General features: G+C 65.3%; 18 protein-coding genes. 14 read left to right on the top strand and 4 right to left on the bottom strand.

Annotated features, from left to right (window positions below):
* The first annotated feature begins 253 nt into the window (after positions 1-253).
* Entirely contained in the window at positions 254-2,023 is a 1,770-nt protein-coding gene (gene lpdA, locus H3H55_RS11720; protein ID WP_193098691.1) for a dihydrolipoyl dehydrogenase, read from the top strand.
* Between the two features lie 201 nt (positions 2,024-2,224).
* On the opposite strand, the gene H3H55_RS11715 is transcribed toward lpdA, so the two are convergent.
* On the bottom strand, positions 2,225-2,791 hold the full coding sequence (locus tag H3H55_RS11715) for a phasin family protein (protein WP_048248776.1): 567 nt from the start codon (positions 2,789-2,791) through the stop codon (positions 2,225-2,227).
* A 654-nt stretch (positions 2,792-3,445) separates the two neighbouring features.
* Here H3H55_RS11715 and pbpG point away from each other — a divergent pair.
* Positions 3,446-4,612 (top strand): D-alanyl-D-alanine endopeptidase, encoded by a 1,167-nt coding sequence (gene pbpG, locus H3H55_RS11710; protein ID WP_129512503.1) that lies wholly within the window; start codon positions 3,446-3,448, stop codon positions 4,610-4,612.
* A 98-nt stretch (positions 4,613-4,710) separates the two neighbouring features.
* Here the strand turns inward: pbpG and H3H55_RS11705 are convergent, their stop codons facing one another.
* Positions 4,711-5,520 carry an IclR family transcriptional regulator gene (locus tag H3H55_RS11705; protein ID WP_129512502.1) on the bottom strand — a complete coding sequence of 270 codons (810 nt, stop codon included), beginning with the start codon at positions 5,518-5,520 and terminating at the stop codon, positions 4,711-4,713.
* 183 nt (positions 5,521-5,703) lie between these two features.
* On the opposite strand from H3H55_RS11705, the gene H3H55_RS11700 reads away from it, so the two are divergent.
* From H3H55_RS11700 to iscX, 12 genes are all read left to right on the top strand, one after another.
* Positions 5,704-6,426 (top strand): (Fe-S)-binding protein, encoded by a 723-nt coding sequence (locus H3H55_RS11700; RefSeq protein ID WP_193098690.1) that lies wholly within the window; start codon positions 5,704-5,706, stop codon positions 6,424-6,426.
* Positions 6,427-6,463: 37 nt separating this feature from the next.
* Entirely contained in the window at positions 6,464-7,876 is a 1,413-nt protein-coding gene (locus H3H55_RS11695) for a lactate utilization protein B (RefSeq protein ID WP_193098689.1), read from the top strand.
* A 129-nt stretch (positions 7,877-8,005) separates the two neighbouring features.
* Positions 8,006-8,233, top strand: a complete 228-nt coding sequence (locus H3H55_RS11690) for a hypothetical protein (RefSeq protein WP_048248768.1) — start codon at positions 8,006-8,008, stop codon at positions 8,231-8,233.
* A gap of 101 nt (positions 8,234-8,334) precedes the next feature.
* Positions 8,335-8,817 carry a low molecular weight protein-tyrosine-phosphatase gene (locus H3H55_RS11685; protein WP_193098688.1) on the top strand — a complete coding sequence of 161 codons (483 nt, stop codon included), beginning with the start codon at positions 8,335-8,337 and terminating at the stop codon, positions 8,815-8,817.
* 114 nt (positions 8,818-8,931) lie between these two features.
* Entirely contained in the window at positions 8,932-9,471 is a 540-nt protein-coding gene (iscR, locus tag H3H55_RS11680; RefSeq protein WP_048248765.1) for a Fe-S cluster assembly transcriptional regulator IscR, read from the top strand.
* Positions 9,472-9,536: 65 nt separating this feature from the next.
* A complete protein-coding gene (locus H3H55_RS11675; RefSeq protein WP_193098687.1) occupies positions 9,537-10,760 on the top strand; it encodes an IscS subfamily cysteine desulfurase in 1,224 nt (407 codons plus the stop codon).
* 67 nt (positions 10,761-10,827) lie between these two features.
* Complete coding sequence (gene iscU / locus H3H55_RS11670; protein WP_006481982.1) at positions 10,828-11,235, top strand: Fe-S cluster assembly scaffold IscU; 408 nt, start codon at positions 10,828-10,830, stop codon at positions 11,233-11,235.
* A gap of 65 nt (positions 11,236-11,300) precedes the next feature.
* A complete protein-coding gene (gene iscA / locus H3H55_RS11665; protein WP_014896627.1) occupies positions 11,301-11,624 on the top strand; it encodes an iron-sulfur cluster assembly protein IscA in 324 nt (107 codons plus the stop codon).
* A gap of 94 nt (positions 11,625-11,718) precedes the next feature.
* Positions 11,719-12,246, top strand: coding sequence for a Fe-S protein assembly co-chaperone HscB (gene hscB / locus H3H55_RS11660; protein WP_048248918.1), 528 nt, complete (start codon positions 11,719-11,721; stop codon positions 12,244-12,246).
* A gap of 54 nt (positions 12,247-12,300) precedes the next feature.
* On the top strand, positions 12,301-14,169 hold the full coding sequence (gene hscA, locus H3H55_RS11655) for a Fe-S protein assembly chaperone HscA (protein WP_193098686.1): 1,869 nt from the start codon (positions 12,301-12,303) through the stop codon (positions 14,167-14,169).
* 88 nt (positions 14,170-14,257) lie between these two features.
* A complete protein-coding gene (gene fdx / locus H3H55_RS11650) occupies positions 14,258-14,599 on the top strand; it encodes an ISC system 2Fe-2S type ferredoxin (RefSeq protein WP_006478392.1) in 342 nt (113 codons plus the stop codon).
* 19 nt (positions 14,600-14,618) lie between these two features.
* Entirely contained in the window at positions 14,619-14,828 is a 210-nt protein-coding gene (gene iscX / locus H3H55_RS11645; RefSeq protein ID WP_010091957.1) for a Fe-S cluster assembly protein IscX, read from the top strand.
* A gap of 120 nt (positions 14,829-14,948) precedes the next feature.
* Here iscX and H3H55_RS11640 read toward each other — a convergent pair whose 3' ends face one another.
* Together H3H55_RS11640 and lysS are read right to left on the bottom strand one after the other, a co-directional pair.
* Positions 14,949-15,686, bottom strand: a complete 738-nt coding sequence (locus tag H3H55_RS11640; protein WP_129512495.1) for a glycine zipper 2TM domain-containing protein — start codon at positions 15,684-15,686, stop codon at positions 14,949-14,951.
* 348 nt (positions 15,687-16,034) lie between these two features.
* Positions 16,035-17,561 carry a lysine--tRNA ligase gene (gene lysS / locus H3H55_RS11635; RefSeq protein ID WP_129512494.1) on the bottom strand — a complete coding sequence of 509 codons (1,527 nt, stop codon included), beginning with the start codon at positions 17,559-17,561 and terminating at the stop codon, positions 16,035-16,037.
* Positions 17,562-17,579: the final 18 nt, after the last annotated feature.

Raw genomic sequence — 17,579 nt, 5'->3', positions numbered from 1 at the left:
GTGGGTTTTTTGTCGGTTATCCACGCTTCGTCGTTGAACCTGTATTGCTAACGGTCTGTCAGCGTCGCCCCTGCGCGGGGCGGCGGTCACTTTTCTTTGTCTTCCAAAGAAAAGTAACCAAAAGAAAGGCGCGTCCTTGGGCGGACGGCAAAGGTGGTTCTGCCCAGGTTCGCGTTCCGTTCTTTCGCGGCCGTCATCGGTTCATCGCGGGTTGCTCCCTCTCTGTCTGCAGCTAATCAAGAAGGGGACAGTAATGAGTCTCATCGAAGTCAAGGTTCCGGATATCGGCGATTTCAGCGGCGTCGATGTCATCGAAGTCAATGTGAAGCCGGGCGACGTGATCGAAAAAGAGCAAACGCTCATCACGCTCGAATCGGACAAAGCCTCCATGGAAGTGCCCAGCGACGTCGCCGGCACCGTCAAGGAAATCAAGGTCAAAGCCGGCGAGAAAGTCTCGCAAGGCACCGTCATCGCCATCGTCGAAGCATCGGCAGGCGCGGCCGCACCCGCGAAAGCACCCGAACCGGCCAAGCCTGCAGCAGCGGCTGCACCGGCACCGGCCGCAGCCGCTCCGGCACCCGCGCCGCAGGCAGGCAGCTACGCCGGCGCAGCCGACATCGAGTGCGACATGCTCGTGCTCGGCGCCGGCCCCGGCGGCTATTCGGCCGCGTTCCGCGCAGCCGATCTCGGCATGAAGACGGTGCTCGTCGAACGCTACTCGACGCTCGGCGGCGTGTGCCTGAACGTGGGCTGCATCCCGTCGAAGGCACTGCTGCACACGGCGCTCGTCGTCGAAGAAGCCGCGGCGCTCGCGTCGCACGGCATCACGTTCGGCAAGCCGCAAGTCGATCTCGACAAGCTGCGCGACTTCAAGGGCGGCGTCGTCAAGAAGCTGACGACAGGTCTCGCCGGCATGGCGAAGGCACGCAAGGTCGAAGTCGTCACGGGTCTCGGCGCATTCGTCGATCCGTATCACATGGAAGTGCAGGGCGAAAACGGCAAGAAGGTCGTCAAGTTCAAGCAGGCGATCATCGCCGCGGGCTCGCAAGCCGTGAAGCTGCCGTTCATGCCGGAAGACCCGCGTGTCGTCGATTCGACCGGCGCGCTCGAACTGCGCCAGATGCCGAAGCGCATGCTCGTGATCGGCGGCGGCATCATCGGCCTCGAAATGGCGACGGTGTACTCGACGCTCGGCACCGAGATCGACGTCGTCGAAATGATGGACGGCCTGATGATGGGCGCGGACCGCGATCTCGTGAAGGTCTGGGAAAAGTACAACGCGAAGCGCTTCGGCAACGTGATGCTGAAGACCAAGACGGTCGGCGCGGAAGCGAAGGAAGACGGCATCTACGTGAAGTTCGAGGGCGAAAAGGCGCCGGCGGAAGCGCAGCGCTACGACCTCGTGCTCGTCGCGGTGGGCCGCAGCCCGAACGGCAAGAAGATCGGCGCCGACAAGGCTGGCGTCGCCGTCACGGATCGCGGCTTCATCGACGTCGACAAGCAGATGCGCACGAACGTCCCGCACATCTTCGCGATCGGCGACATCGTCGGCCAGCCGATGCTCGCGCACAAGGCCGTGCATGAAGGCCACGTCGCAGCGGAAGCCGCGCACGGCGAGAAGGCCTACTTCGACGCACTGCAGATCCCGTCGGTGGCTTACACCGATCCGGAAGTGGCATGGGCCGGCAAGACGGAAGACCAGTGCAAGGCCGAAGGCATCAAGTACGGCAAGGCCGTGTTCCCGTGGGCCGCTTCGGGCCGCGCGATCGCGAACGGCCGCGACGAAGGCTTCACGAAGCTGATCTTCGACGAGGAAACCCATCGCGTGATCGGCGGTGCGATCGTCGGCCTGAACGCGGGCGACCTGATCAGCGAAGTGTGCCTCGCCGTCGAGATGGGCGCGGACGCGGAAGACATCGGCAAGACGATCCATCCGCACCCGACGCTCGGCGAATCGGTCGGCATGGCCGCCGAACTGTACGAAGGCGTCTGTACGGACCTGCCGCCGCAACGCAAGAAGTAACGCGACCGGCAAGGCCGGCCATGCGCCGGTCACGAAAAAACGCCGCCGCCCGGGCAATCCGGGCGGCGGCGTTTTCTTTGGTCCGCGGCCGGCATTCAAACGACCGTTCGAGGCCGGCGGGCGGCGGCCGGTTCGTGCGTGTTCCGGCGCCGGAAACGAAAAAGCCGCGCTGTGCGCGGCTCTTTCAGGAGCAGGGGACGCTTACGCGGCCGGCTTGCTCGTACGACGTGCAGCAGCGGCGGTAGCAGCCTTCGTTGCGACGGCAGCAGCGGCGTTGAAGTTCGTCTCGGCGATTTCGACGGCTTGCTTCGCAGCCTTCTGAACCGTTTCGTACGTGGTGTTCGCAGCGTTCAGCGCCGACTTCAGCGCGGCGACAGCCGTTTCCGAACCGGCCGGGGCGTTCTTCGCGACGTTGTCGACGAGGGCCTGGACCTTCTTGTTCTGCTCTTCGAATTGCGCTTCAGCAACCTTCGCGAATTCGGCTTGCGTCGACGACGCGATTTCGTACAGGTGACGGCCGTACGACAGCACCTTTTCCGCGACCGGCTGCGACAGGCTCGCTTGCAGCGCGATCAGTTCCTGCGCGTCCTTCACCGACAGCAGGCGCTGTGCGTTTTCCTGGCCTTCGGCCAGCGTCGACTTCACAACCTGCAGGTTGAGTTCGATCAGCTTTTCGACGCCTTCGAACGCCTTGGTCGTCAGACCGAACAGGCTTTCGAGGTTGGCTTTCTGTGCAGCGGCGATTTGCTCGGGGGTCAGCAAGGACATGTCCAGCTCCTGAAAAGCGATCGCGTCGATCGCTGGGTAAAGGGCACTACGACGGGGAACCTCGGATGCGCGTGCTTTGTGCAACGCAGCAATGAAGCGTATTTTAGGGCAGAGAAAACGGATGTCAAGTATTTTTTGTGCGTTGCACAATCGCGACAAATTATCGATAAAACAACGAGTTATCGTGGTCGTTCGGAATCGGTTTCACGCGCGATCCCAAATGGTGCGCACGGCTGCGGGGCAAGCGCGGCGCACCATGAGCATGCACAGGTAAACCTGACAGGCCCATGGAACGTTATCCTTCTGTTCCTGTCGAAAAGCGCGCCGTTTCGATGCGCGTGCCGTGGCGACGTGCCGCCGCCACGGTCGAGACCGGCGCCCCTGGCACGCCGAGCGCCGGATACGTAGTTTCCCCGCTTTAAATCGCCTCCGAAGTGACGTTATCTCAATTAACCGTGTGGTAATCGGGAGACGGGTACTGTCGGGCAGCGCATCCCATGGATTTTTTCGATGGGAGCGGGAGGGTCGATTTGCCAGAGGTTGGCCGACTCTTACATTCCGGTTTAACGACGATCGGTAAGTGCCTAATATTGCTCTTTTTTTCAGCTTTAACTACACTTGCGGAAACCTCCCGCCCGCTTTGTCCAGACCCCAATGAAAGCCGAATCGTTTTCACCGCGCAGATTGTTGCAGAGCATGACGCTCGGCACGGCTGTGTCGGTCGCAGTCGCCTTGCTGGCGACCACCGCGTCCGTCGCGCCTGCTGACGCCTTTGCCGCCACTGCGAGTACCCAACAAGCCGCCAAGAAAAAGGCCGCCGCTCCTGCTTCGTCCGCGAAGAAGAAGTCGGCCAAGGCAAGCTCCGAGAAATCCGCCAAGGTCGCTGCGGCCGATGCGCCGCGCGCGAAGGCGTCGCGCAAGCGCGTGACGCTCGCGGCGAACGTGCACGGCGTCCACCGCGGCGCGGTCCGCAAGGTCGCGTTCCAGCCGCGTCGTCCGACCGTCGGCCAGGCGTTCGGCCTGCACGACACGCCGGACGCGCTCGCGCTGCGTTCGAGCGTCGCGTACGTCGTCGACCAGAATTCCGGCGAGCCGCTGTTCGACAAGAATTCGCACGCCGTCGTGCCGATCGCGTCGATCTCGAAGCTGATGACGGCGATGGTCGTGCTCGATTCGAAGTCGCCGATGACCGACCAGATCGAAGTCACGGACGAAGACCGCGACTATGAAAAGGGCACGGGCTCGCGCCTGTCGGTCGGCTCGGTGCTGTCGCGCGAAGACATGCTGCACATCGCGCTGATGGCGTCGGAAAACCGCGCGGCCGCCGCGTTGTCGCGTTACTACCCGGGCGGCCGTCCGGCGTTCATCGCGGCGATGAACGCGAAGGCGAAGTCGCTCGGCATGGCCGATACGCACTTCGAGAATTCGACCGGCCTGTCGAGCTCGAACGTGTCGAGCGCGCGCGATCTGGTGAAGATGGTCAATGCGGCGTACCAGTACCCGATGATCCGCCAGTTCTCGACCGATCGCAGCTACGAGGTGTACACGGGCAAGCGCAATCTCGCCTACAACAGCACGAACGCGCTGATCCGCGGCAACGGCTCGTGGGACATCGGCCTGCAGAAGACGGGCTTCATCAACGAAGCAGGCGAATGCCTCGTGATGCAGGCGACGATCCACGGCCGGCCGATGGTGATGGTGCTGCTCGATTCGTTCGGCAAGTATTCGCGCTTCGCCGACGCGGCGCGCCTGCGCAACTGGCTCGATGCCGGCGGCGGCGAGCGCCTGACGGCGGCCAACACGCCGAACGGCGGGACCTGATCGTGCCGCGGCGGTTCGCCGCCGCGCCGACGGATGAAAAAAAGCCCCGCAATCGCGGGGCTTTTTTCGTTTCGGAGAACCGGGGCCGGTGGCGTGACTTACGCCTGCCGTTGCAGTCCGTCCGTATCCTTCGTGGGCGCCGGCCGGTAGCCGAGCGATTCCGAGATGGTAAGGGCCGTCCGGCTCAGCTGGCCGAGCCACGCGTCCTGCAGGCGATCGGCCGGTGCCGACAGCGACAGGCCCGCGACGAGCTTGCCCGAATCGTCGTAGATGCCGGCCGCGATACAGCGCACGCCGAGCTCCAGCTCCTCGTTGTCGCGTGCGCACGATTGCTGGCGGACGATCGTCAGCTCGCGCTCGAGCTTCGCGATGTCGGTGATGCTGTTCTGCGTATGGCCGGACAACCCCGTGCGCGTTGCATAAGCACGCACGCGCGACGTTTCGTCCGCCGCGAGGAACAGCTTGCCGACCGACGTGAGGTGCAGCGGCGCGCGGCCGCCGATCGCACGGACGACCTGCATCCCCGAGCGCTCCGAATACGCACGCTCGATATAGACGATCTCGTCGCCCTGGCGCACCGACAGGTTCACGGTCTGCCCGGTGAGGCGGTGCAGTTCGCGCATCGGCGTCAGCGCCGCGTCGCGTACCGACAGGCGCGCCTTCACGAGGTTGCCGAGCTCGAGCAGCCGCATGCCCAGGCGGTACGTGCCGGGATCGGAGCGGTCGACGAGACGGCAGGTCACCATGTCGTTGAGGATGCGGTGCGCGGTCGACGGATGCAGCTCCGTGCGCTGCGCAAGCTCCTTCAGGCTGACAGGGTCGCTGTGCGCGGCGAGCGCGTCCAGCAACCGCATCATGCGTTCGATCACCTGGATCGACGTTTTTGAATCCGGGGTGGGTTGGCTCATGTCGGGGGAGAAATCGGTTGACGCGGCAGGCGGTGTTGCAACGATTGTATCTCGTATTGTGAAAAAAGCGAACGCCGTTCGAGGAAGTCCTCGTTTCGCGCACAGCGGGCTTGCGCGCGAACCGGCGTTGGTCTTGCTGGCCAAACGGCGGATAATGAGAGCCGTTTTCTCGAAGGAGCACGTATGCGAGTCGGTTTGTTCGTGACCTGCCTGGTCGATCTGATGCGCCCCGAAATCGGTTTCTCGGCGCTCAAGCTGATTCGCGATGCCGGCTACGAGGTGATCGTGCCACCCGCGCAGACCTGCTGCGGCCAGCCGGCGTACAACTCGGGCGACCGCGCGCTCGCGCGCGATCTCGCGGAGAAGACGCTGCGCGAGTTCGAGCAGTTCGATTACGTCGTCGCGCCGTCCGGTTCGTGCGGCGGAATGATTCGCGCGCACTATGGCGACCTGTTCCGCGACGATCCCGAACTGATGGGGCGCTATGGGCGGTTCCAGCAGAAGGTCTACGAACTGACCGATTTCCTCGCGAACGTCGCCAGGGTTTCGCTCGAGCCGGGCGAATTCACCGGGCCCGTCACTTATCACGACTCGTGCTCGGGCCTGCGCGAGCTCGGCGTGAAGGCACAGCCGCGCGCGCTGCTCGCGCAGCGCGGCGTCGCGCTCACCGAGATGAAGGATTGCGAGCACTGCTGCGGCTTCGGCGGCACGTTCGCGGTCAAGTACGGCGACATTTCGGCGGCCATCGCGGACGAGAAATGCGCAAACGTGCAGGCGTCGGGCGCGGGCACCGTCGTGCTCGGCGATCTCGGCTGCATGCTGAACATCGAAGGGCGGTTGCGCCGCACCGGCGACCGCGACACGCGCGTGCTGCACGTCGCGCAGGTGCTGGCGGGCGACGTCTGACGCCCGGTTCCGCTCACTTTCCTCCCCCGATACCGCGATGCAAGTCCAATCGATGCATTTCAAGGCGCGCGCCGGCCAGAAGCTGGCCGACCAGCGCTTGCAGCAGAACCTGAAGAAGCTGTCGACGAAGTTCGTGTCCGCGCGCGCCGACGCGATGACCGCGATCGACTTCCCGGCCACGCGCGCCGCGCTCAAGGCGCGCCGCAACCGCGCGCTGGAGAATCTCGACGTGTGGCTCGAGGCATTCGAGCGCGAGGCGACGCGGCGCGGCACGACGGTGCTGTTCGCCGAAACGACCGCGGATGCCGCGCGGCTCGTGGCCGACATCGCGCGCCGTCACGACGTGAAGAAGGTCATCAAGACCAAGTCGATGGTGTCCGAGGAAATGCGCCTGAACGCGGTGCTCGGGGAAATGGGCGTGCAGTCGATCGAGACCGACCTCGGCGAATACATCCTGCAGATCAACGACAACGAGCCGCCGAGCCACATCATTGCGCCCGTCGTGCACAAGGACAAGGACGAGATCGCCGACCTGTTCGCGCGCACCCACCATCGCGAGCGCCTCACCGAGATTCCGGACATGACGCGCGAGGCGCGCGAAGTGCTGCGCCCGCATTTCATGTCGGCCGACATGGGCGTGACGGGCGGCAACTTCGTGATCGCCGAGACGGGTTCGGTTGCAATCGTGACGAACGAAGGGAACGAGGGGATGTGCACGGTGATGCCGCGCGTGCATGTCGCGGTGACGGGCATCGAGAAGGTGTTGCCGACGCTCGAGGATCTGGCGACCGCGATGCGCCTGTTGCCGCGCTCCGCGACGGGGCAGAAGACGTCGAACTATTTCTCGTTGCTGACCGGGCCGCGCGGCCCGGGTGACGAGGATGGCCCCGAACACAACTATGTGGTGCTCGTCGACGGCGGCCGCACGGGGCTGATCGGTGGCGAGTTCCAGGAGATGCTGCGCTGCATCCGCTGCGGCGCGTGCATGAACCATTGCCCGGTTTACCAGAAGGTCGGCGGTCATGCGTACGGCTGGGTCTATCCGGGGCCGATGGGCTCGGTGCTGACGCCGAGCTACGTCGGCCTCGACCGCGCGCTCGACCTGCCGCAGGCCGCCACGCTATGCGGCGAATGCGACAGCGTGTGCCCGGTCGGGATTCCGTTGTCCGGCCTGCTGCGCACGCTGCGCGAGAAACAGGTCGAACGGCACCTGCGGCCGTGGCGCGAGCGGGCGGCGCTCGCCGCATGGGGCTTCTTCGCGCGGCGGCCGATGCTGTACGCGCTGACGACCAAGCTGGCGGTGCGCGTCCTCGAGCGGCTGGGCGGCAACGGCGGCACGCTGCGGCGCCTGCCGATGATGGGCGGCTGGATGGACACGCGCGACATGCCGACACCGACGGGGCGCACGTTCCGCGAACTCTACGCGGCATCGCAAAGCCACCTCGGCTGACGACTGTTCATCGGGCGGCAACAGTGCGTTCGCTATTTGCATATTTATCTCGATAGATGCGGTCTATAGAATCCTGTCTGTAGTCCCCGGAATTGGGTTTCGGGGAACGAGGTCAAGGAGGTCCGCATCATGAGAAAGACAATATCGATGTACTGGCCGCTGGTTATCGTGGTTCCGCTGGCCGCGGCTGCCTATCTGCACGCAATGGCCGATGCGCCGTCGCGCGGCCCGCTCGCGGTTCACCAGGCGTCCGCCGAGCTGGCGCGCGCGGTGTCGTTCGGGCTGGTCGACGACGCGGCGAAGCCGCTGCCGGCCGCATCCGGCGACGTCGCGCTCGCGGCGCCGAAGGCGCTGTAATGCACGGCGCCGTCGCTTTGCGCGGCGGCGCGATTTCGGGCGCCTTTGTATAATGGCGTGCTCCTCTCCCACGCGGTCCGCCGCGGCTTTTCGATAGTGCGATGACCCGCGTTGCGATTTGTTTCGTCTGCCTCGGCAACATCTGCCGTTCGCCCACCGCGGAAGGCGTGATGCGCCATCAGGTCGACGCGGCCGCGCTGGCCGACCGGATCGCGATCGATTCGGCCGGCACCGGCGACTGGCACGTGGGCGAGCCGCCCGACACGCGTGCACAGGCCGCCGCGCACAGCCGTGGCTACGATCTGTCGGCGCTGCGCGCGCGGCAGGTGAGTGCGGCCGATTTCGAGCGTTTCGACCTGTTGCTCGCGATGGACGAAGCCAATCTCGCGGAATTGCACCGGCGCTGCCCGCCGCAGCATCGCGACAAGGTGCGCCTGCTGATGGAATTCGCGGCGGACACGACCGAAACCGAAGTGGCCGATCCGTATTTCGGCGGCGCGCAGGGCTTCGAACAGGTGCTCGATCAGGTCGAACGCGCGTGCGCGGGCCTGCTGGAGACGCTTCGGGCCCGCACGGAGCGTTGATCGCGCGGTATTCAGCGATCTGCGAATACCCTATCAAAGGCATGGATACTTGACTAAATCTGTCAAATATTTATACTTGACCAAAATCGTCAAGATTGCAGTCCCCTAGACACCATGAGACTCACCACCAAAGGCCGTTTCGCCGTCACGGCGATGATTGACTTGGCACTGCGCCAGGAGCAGGGCCCGGTGACGCTTGCAGGCATCAGCCAGCGCCAGCGGATTTCGCTCTCGTATCTCGAACAGCTGTTCGGCAAGCTGCGCAGGCATGAAATCGTCGAATCCGTGCGCGGCCCGGGCGGCGGCTACAACCTCGCGCGTCGCGCGCAGGACGTCACCGTTGCCGACATCATCATCGCGGTCGATGAGCCGCTCGACGCCACGCAGTGCGGCGGCAAAGGCACGTGCGACGGCTCGAAGCAGCCCGACGGCCATTGCATGACGCACGAGCTGTGGTCGACGCTCAACCAGAAGATGGTCGAATACCTCGATTCGGTGTCGCTGCAGGATCTCGTCGATCAGCAGCGCGCACGCGAGGGTGCCCCCGCGGTGCTGCGCGATCGGCGCACGGCGGAGCCCGTCGCCGCGCCGGCCGAGCCGGTGCGCACGATGCCGCTTGGCCCCAATTCGGTGTTCAACATCGCGAGTTCGTGAGCGCCAACGCGCCCGCCATACCCCATAACGCACATAGTCCCTGCACAGAATACCCGGAGCGACAGATGACCCAAGAGACTCTCCACCTGCCCATCTATATGGATTACAGCGCGACGACGCCCGTCGATCCGCGCGTGGTCGACAAGATGGTGCCGTACCTGCGCGAGCAGTTCGGCAACCCGGCGTCGCGCAGCCACGCATACGGCTGGGACGCGGAGCGCGCGGTCGAGGAAGCGCGCGAGCAGGTGGCCGCGCTCGTGAACGCGGATCCGCGCGAGATCATCTGGACGTCCGGCGCAACGGAGTCGGACAACCTCGCCATCAAGGGTGCCGCGAACTTCTACAAGGGCAAGGGCAAGCACATCATCACGGTGAAGACCGAGCACAAGGCCGTGCTCGACACGTGCCGCGAGCTCGAGCGCGACGGTTTCGAAGTCACCTACCTCGACGTGAAGGATGATGGCCTGATCGACCTCGACGTGCTCAAGGCCGCGCTGCGCCCCGACACGATTCTCGTGTCCGTGATGCACGTGAACAACGAGATCGGCGTGATCCAGGACATCGAGACGATCGGTGAGATCTGCCGCGAGAAGGGCATCATTTTCCACGTCGACGCCGCGCAATCGACCGGCAAGGTCACGATCGACCTCGCGACGCTGAAGGTCGACCTGATGTCGTTCTCGGCACACAAGACCTACGGCCCGAAGGGCATCGGTGCGCTGTATGTGCGCCGCAAGCCGCGTGTGCGCATCGAAGCGCAGATGCACGGTGGTGGCCACGAGCGCGGCATGCGTTCGGGCACGCTGCCGACGCACCAGATCGTCGGCATGGGCGAAGCGTTCCGTATCGCGCGCGAGGAAATGGCGACCGAGAACGAGCGCATCCGCATGCTGCGCGACAAGCTGCTGCGCGGCCTGTCGCAGATCGAGGAAACGTACGTGAACGGCGACATGGAACAGCGTGTCCCGCACAACCTCAACATCAGTTTCAACTTCGTCGAAGGCGAGTCGCTGATCATGGCGATCAAGGACGTCGCGGTGTCGTCGGGCTCCGCGTGCACGTCGGCGTCGCTGGAGCCGTCGTACGTGCTGCGTGCGCTCGGCCGCAACGACGAGCTCGCACACAGCTCGATCCGCTTCACGGTCGGCCGCTTCACGACGGAGCAGGAAGTCGACTTCGTGATCAACCTGCTGAACAGCAAGATCGCGAAGCTGCGTGAACTGTCGCCGCTCTGGGAAATGCACCAGGAAGGCATCGATCTGTCGACGATCGAATGGGCCGCACACTAATACCGCATTGAATGCACCCGCGGGCGGATTGGCGCACGCAGACGTAACGAGTCAAGGAGTCTGAGTCATGTCTTACAGCAACAAGGTTCTGGATCACTACGAAAACCCGCGCAACGTCGGTTCGTTCGCGAAGGACGACGACACGGTCGGCACGGGCATGGTCGGCGCGCCGGCTTGCGGCGACGTGATGAAGCTGCAAATCCGCGTCGGCGCGGACGGCGTGATCGAAGACGCGAAGTTCAAGACCTACGGTTGCGGTTCGGCGATCGCGTCGAGCTCGCTCGTGACCGAATGGGTGAAGGGCAAGACGCTCGACGAAGCGCTCTCGATCAAGAACACGCAGATCGCCGAAGAGCTCGCACTGCCGCCGGTGAAGATTCACTGCTCGATCCTCGCGGAAGACGCGATCAAGGCAGCCGTGGCCGACTACAAGAAGCGCCACGACACGAAGGAAGGCGATCAGGCAGCGGCCTGAGCGGCATCGAGCGGCTTCAGAAGGAAACGCGGCGAACCCCGGTGGCGCGCCGCGGCAAGGACATCATGGCAATTACACTGACCGAAAAAGCAGCACAGCACGTCCAGAAATACCTCGTCCGTCGCGGCAAGGGTGTGGGCCTGCGGCTTGGCGTTCGCACGACCGGGTGCTCGGGGCTCGCGTACAAGCTCGAGTATGTCGACGAGCTGGCTCCCGAGGATCAGGTGTTCGAGAGCCATGGCGTGAAGGTCATCGTCGATCCGAAGAGCCTCGCGTATATCGACGGCACCGAGCTCGACTTCGCCCGCGAAGGCCTGAACGAAGGGTTCAAGTTCAACAACCCGAACGTGAAGGACGAGTGCGGCTGCGGCGAATCGTTCCGCGTGTGACGCGGATCTCCGCGCGATGCGGGCAAGAGGCGGCACGGGCCGCCTTTTTAATGTGCGGCGTTTGCCGCGCGACGAATCGGAATTGAACGCGACGATGGTCTCGCTGAAAGACAGCCACTTCGACCTGTTTCACCTGCCGGCGCAATTCGCGCTCGACGAGGCGGTGCTCGACGCCGCCTATCGGACGGTGCAGACGCAGGTGCATCCCGACCGCTTCGCGGCGGCCGGCGACGCGCAGAAGCGCATCGCGATGCAATGGGCCACCCGCGCGAACGAGGGGTATCGCACGTTGCGCGATCCGCTGAAGCGCGCGTCCTATCTGCTGTCGCTGCGCGGCGTCGACATCGGCGCGGAAAACAACACCGCGATGGAGCCCGCGTTCCTGATGCAGCAGATGGAGTGGCGCGAAAGCATTGAAGATGCCGCGGCCGCCCGCAATGTCGACGCGCTCGATGCGCTGCTTGCCGAGTTGCGCGACGAGAAGCGCGTGCGCGTCGAACGCCTCGGCACGCTGCTCGACAGCGGTGCCGATCAGGCGGCTGCAGAGGCCGTGCGCCAGTTGATGTTCATCGAACGGGTCGCGTCGGAAGTGGGCGCGCAGATCGAGCGCCTCGAAACTTAACCGCGTGCCTTGCGGCACGCGCAGCAAACGGGCCGAGCGCCCGAACGAACCAAGATGGCTTTACTGCAAATTTCCGAACCGGGCATGGCGCCGGCACCGCATCAGCGGCGACTCGCCGTCGGGATCGATCTCGGCACGACCAACTCGCTCGTCGCGGCCGTGCGCAACAGCGTGGCCGAAGTTCTGCCGGACGAAGCGGGCCGTGTGCTGCTGCCGTCGGTGGTCCGTTACCTCGAGAAGGGTGGCCGCCGCATCGGTCACGAAGCGAAAGAGCAGGCCGCGACCGATCCGCGCAACACGATCGTGTCGGTCAAGCGCTTCATGGGCCGCGGCAAGGCCGAGGTCGAAGGCGCGGCGAACGCGCCGTACGAATTCGTCGATGCGCCGGGCATGGTGCAGATCCGCACCATCGACGGCGTGAAGAGCCCGGTCGAAGTGTCGGCCGAGATTCTCGCGACGCTGCGCTATCGCGCCGAGGATTCGCTCGGCGACGATCTGGTCGGCGCGGTGATCACGGTGCCCGCGTATTTCGACGAGGCGCAGCGCCAGGCGACCAAGGATGCCGCGCGCCTCGCGGGCCTCAACGTGCTGCGCCTGCTGAACGAACCGACCGCCGCGGCGATTGCCTACGGCCTCGACAACGCGGCCGAAGGCCTCTACGCGGTGTACGACCTCGGCGGCGGCACGTTCGACCTGTCGATCCTGAAGCTGACGAAGGGCGTGTTCGAAGTGCTGGCTGCAGGCGGCGATTCCGCGCTCGGCGGCGACGATTTCGATCACGCGCTGTTCGGTCAGGTGCTCGCGCAGGCCGGCATCGATGCGAAGACGCTGGCGCCCGAGGACGTGCGTCTGCTGCTCGATCGCGTGCGCGTGCTGAAGGAAGCGCTGTCGTCCGCGCCGCAGGCGTCGCTCGACGTGACGCTGTCGGGTGGCCAGCACCTCGTGCAGACGATTTCGCACGACACGTTCGCATCGCTCGTCGAGCCGCTCGTGCAACGCACGCTCACGCCGACCCGCAAGGCGCTGCGCGACGCGCAGGTGACGCCGGCCGACATCAAGGGCGTCGTGCTCGTCGGCGGCGCGACGCGCATGCCGGTGATCCGCGACGCGGTCGCGAAATATTTCGGCCAGCCGCCGCTCGTGAACCTCGATCCGGACCAGGTCGTCGCGCTCGGCGCGGCGATCCAGGCCGACCTGCTCGCGGGCAACCGCGGCACCGGCGACGACTGGCTGCTGCTCGACGTGATTCCGCTGTCGCTCGGTGTCGAGACGATGGGTGGCCTCGTCGAGAAGATCATTCCGCGCAACTCGACGATTCCGGTCGCGCGCGCGCAGGAATTCACGACCTTCAAGGACGGCCAGACCGCGATGGCGATCCACGTCGTGCAGGGCGAGCGCGAGCTCGTCGCCGACTGCCGGTCGCTCGCGCGCTTCGAACTGCGCGGCATTCCGCCGATGACGGCCGGCGCCGCGCGGATTCGCGTGACCTATCAGGTCGACGCCGACGGCCTGCTGTCGGTGTTTGCGCGCGAACAACTGTCGGGCGTCGAGGCGTCGGTCGTCGTGAAGCCGTCGTACGGCCTTGCCGACGACGACATCGCGAAGATGCTCGAGGACAGCTTCAAGACCGCCGAAATCGACATGCGTGCACGCGCGCTGCGCGAAGCGCAGGTCGAGGCCCAGCGGATGCTCGAGGCGACGCAGGCCGCGCTGGCGGCCGACGGCGAATTGCTCGATGCGGACGAGCGCACGCAGGTCGACGCGCTCGCCGCGGCGCTGCGCGCGGTCGCGCAAGGCGACGATACGAATGCGATCGAAGCCGCGACCAAGACGCTCGCCGACGGCACCGACGAATTCGCGGCGCGCCGGATGGACAAGAGCATCAAGCGCGCGCTGTCGGGCCGCCGTCTCGACGAAATCTGAATCTACGAACTGCGCATCGGCCGGCGACGGCCCGCGCGATAATGAACCGTGCGGCGCCCGCCGCCGCACCCTGACTGACGGAACGGACATGCCTCAACTGGTGGTGCTGCCTCACGTCGAACTGTGCCCGGACGGTGCAGTGATCGACGCGACGCCCGGCAAGAGTATCTGCGACAACCTGCTCGACCATGGGATCGAGATCGAGCATGCATGCGAGAAGTCGTGCGCGTGCACGACGTGCCACGTGGTGATCCGCGAAGGCTTCAACGATCTGACGCCGTCCGAGGAGGACGAGGACGATCTGCTGGACAAGGCGTGGGGCCTCGAGCCGACGTCGCGCCTGTCGTGCCAGGCGATTGTGAAGGAAGATTCGGACCTGGTGGTCGAGATTCCGAAGTACTCGATCAACCACGCGAAGGAAAACCACTGACAGGAACCGGAGGCAGGCGATGAAATGGACCGATTCGCGTGAAATAGCGATTGCGCTGGCGGACAAGCACCCGGACATCGACCCGCAGCGGATCAACTTCGTCGACCTGCGCCAATGGGTGCTCGAACTCGACGGCTTCGACGACGATCCGAAGCACTCCGGCGAGAAGATCCTCGAAGCGATCCAGGCGCACTGGATCGACGAATCGGACTTCGACGAAGAGGACTGAGCACGGCGTGCGCCGGAATGGCGCACCTGGCCTGCGATAAAAAAACGGCTCGTGAGCAATCACGAGCCGTTTTTGTTTTCAGGTCGCGCCGCCCACGTACGACACGCGGGCAGCGGACGCTTACGCGCCGACCAGCGTGCCGTTCTCGACCCGCACGCGCTGGCCCTGGCCGAACGGCGGTGCGTTGTGGTACGTGAACGTGCGCGTTGCGCCGCTTTCCATCTGCACTTGCACCTGATAGTCGGTTTCCGCGCGCACCTGCTTCTCGACCTGGTTGCCGGCGAGGCCGCCGCCCAGCGCGCCGATGATCGTCATCGCGGTGCGGCCGTTACCGTGGCCGAACTGGTTGCCGAGCAGGCCGCCGGCCGCGGCGCCGCCCACGGCGCCGATCCCCGAGCTCTGGCCCGGCGTGCGCGTCTGCGTGATCGCGACGACCGTGCCGCAGCTCTGGCAGTAGGTCTGGGCAGGCGCCGACGGCTGCTGCGCGTATTGCGGCGGCTGCGGGGCTGCAGTGTGACGGCGGTGCGTCGTCGCCGGGCGCGGCGCGGGCTTCGGTTCGGCCTGCGCGATCGCCTTTTGCTGCGCGGCGGCTTGCGCGGCTGCCTGTTCGGCTGCCTGCTGCTGGGCTTGCGCGGCCAGCGCGGCGCTTGCCGCTGCGGCCGTATCGACGGCCGGCTGCGACGCGATCAGCGCGGCCTGGGTCTGGCCGTTCTGTTCGTTGCTGCTGCTGGCCTTCGGGAAGACGCCCGTGATCGCTGCCGTCGCCGCGAGGCTGGCGACGATGACGGCACCGGCGGCGGTGGCGATGAGCGGGTGGAGGCGTTGCTTTTGCGGCGTGGTCTGATTCTGGTTGTCCATTTTTTTCTCCGATGTCGATCCGTGTCGGCACGTCGGCGCCGGGCCGGATCCCACGCTTCGGGAGCGAGCAGACTTGGCGTTCCTGCGCCTTGTTCTGGTCCCGTGGTCATGCGTGGTGACGCAAACGGAGTGTCGTATACCGGCGCGGCGCGCACCGTATCAAGGTGTAACGAATTGCAGCAGCGCGCTGGCGATCGTGACCGGGAAAACCCGGGGCAGGTCGTCGCGATGAGGGAATAAAACGGGGTAGGATCGAAAGCCGGCGGACGCCGGCTGGCGGGATTTACGCGTCGTTACAAAGCTGATGCGTGCGCGCCGCGGGGCGCGGCGCACACGCGGGCGCGGCGGTCAGTCTTCGCGGCGCAGATGGGGGAACAGCAGCACGTCGCGGATCGTCGGGCTGTCGGTCAGCAGCATCACGAGACGGTCGATGCCGATCCCGCAGCCGCCGGTCGGAGGCATCCCGTATTCGAGCGCGCGGATGTAGTCGGCGTCGAAGAACATCGCTTCCTCGTCGCCCGCATCCTTCTGCTCGACCTGCTTCTTGAAGCGCGCGGCCTGGTCTTCCGGATCGTTCAGCTCGGAGAAGCCGTTCGCGATCTCGCGGCCGGTCATGAACAGCTCGAAACGCTCGGTGATGCCCGGCACCGTATCCGATGCGCGTGCGAGCGGCGACACCTCGACCGGATAGTCGATGATGAACGTCGGCTCCCAGAGTTGTGCTTCGGCCGTTTCCTCGAACAGCGCGAGCTGCAGCGCGCCGATGCCTGCGTTCAGGAACGCCGGCTGCGACACGTCGACGCCGAAGCGCTTCAGTTCGGTGCGCACGAACGCGTCGTCCGACAGCTGGCCGTCGGTGTACTGCGGCGCGTACTTCTGGATCGCCTGCGTGATCGTCAGCCGATGGAACGGCTTCGCGAGGTCGAGCTCGCGGCCCTGGTACTGGATCGTCGCGGTGCCGAGCGCATCGATCGCCGCCTGGCGGATCAGCTGCTCGGTGAAGTCCATCAGCCAGCGATAGTCGGTGTACGCGGCGTAGAACTCCATCATCGTGAATTCCGGGTTGTGACGCGGCGACACGCCTTCGTTCCGGAAGTTACGGTTGATCTCGAACACGCGCTCGAAGCCGCCGACGATCAGGCGCTTCAGGTACAGCTCCGGCGCGATGCGCAGGAACATCTGCATGTCGAGCGCGTTGTGATGCGTGACGAAGGGCTTGGCCGTTGCGCCGCCCGGGATCGGGTGCAGCATCGGCGTCTCGACTTCCATGAAGTCGGCCGAGTCCATGAACTTGCGGATCGACGCGATCGTCTTGGTGCGTGCGCGGAACGTGTCGCGCGTTTCCGGCGTGACGATCAGGTCGACGTAGCGCTGGCGGTAGCGCATTTCCTGGTCGGAGAGGCCGTGGAACTTGTCCGGCAGCGGACGCAGCGCCTTCGACAGCAGGCGCAGCTCCTTGCACTGGACCGACAGCTCGCCCTTGTTGGTGCGGAACAGCACGCCGCGCGCGGCGACGATGTCGCCGAGGTCCCACTTCTTGAATGCGTCGTAGGTTTCCGCGCCGACGTCGTTCGGCGTCACGAAGAACTGGATCTGGCCCGAACCGTCCTGCACCGTCGCGAAGCTCGCCTTGCCCATCACGCGCTTGAGCATCATGCGGCCGGCGACCGACACCTCGACCGGGTTCGCTTCGAGCGCGGCCTTGTCCGAGTCGGCGAATTTCACCTGGAGATCGGCCGCGTGATGCGTCGGCCGGAAATCGTTCGGGTAGGCGACGCCTTGCTCGCGCAAGGCGCGCAGCTTCTCGCGGCGCTCGGCGATGATCTGGTTTTCGTCCGCTGCGACGGCGGGCTGCGTTTGGGTCGGTTCGGTCATGATGGTCGGAATTCGGAT

Origin of the sequence: Burkholderia sp. Z1 (genome assembly GCF_014893795.1) — a bacterium.
In the GTDB taxonomy this organism is placed as follows: Bacteria; Pseudomonadota; Gammaproteobacteria; order Burkholderiales; family Burkholderiaceae; genus Burkholderia; species Burkholderia theae.
This window is presented reverse-complemented; position numbering and strand designations above follow the sequence as displayed.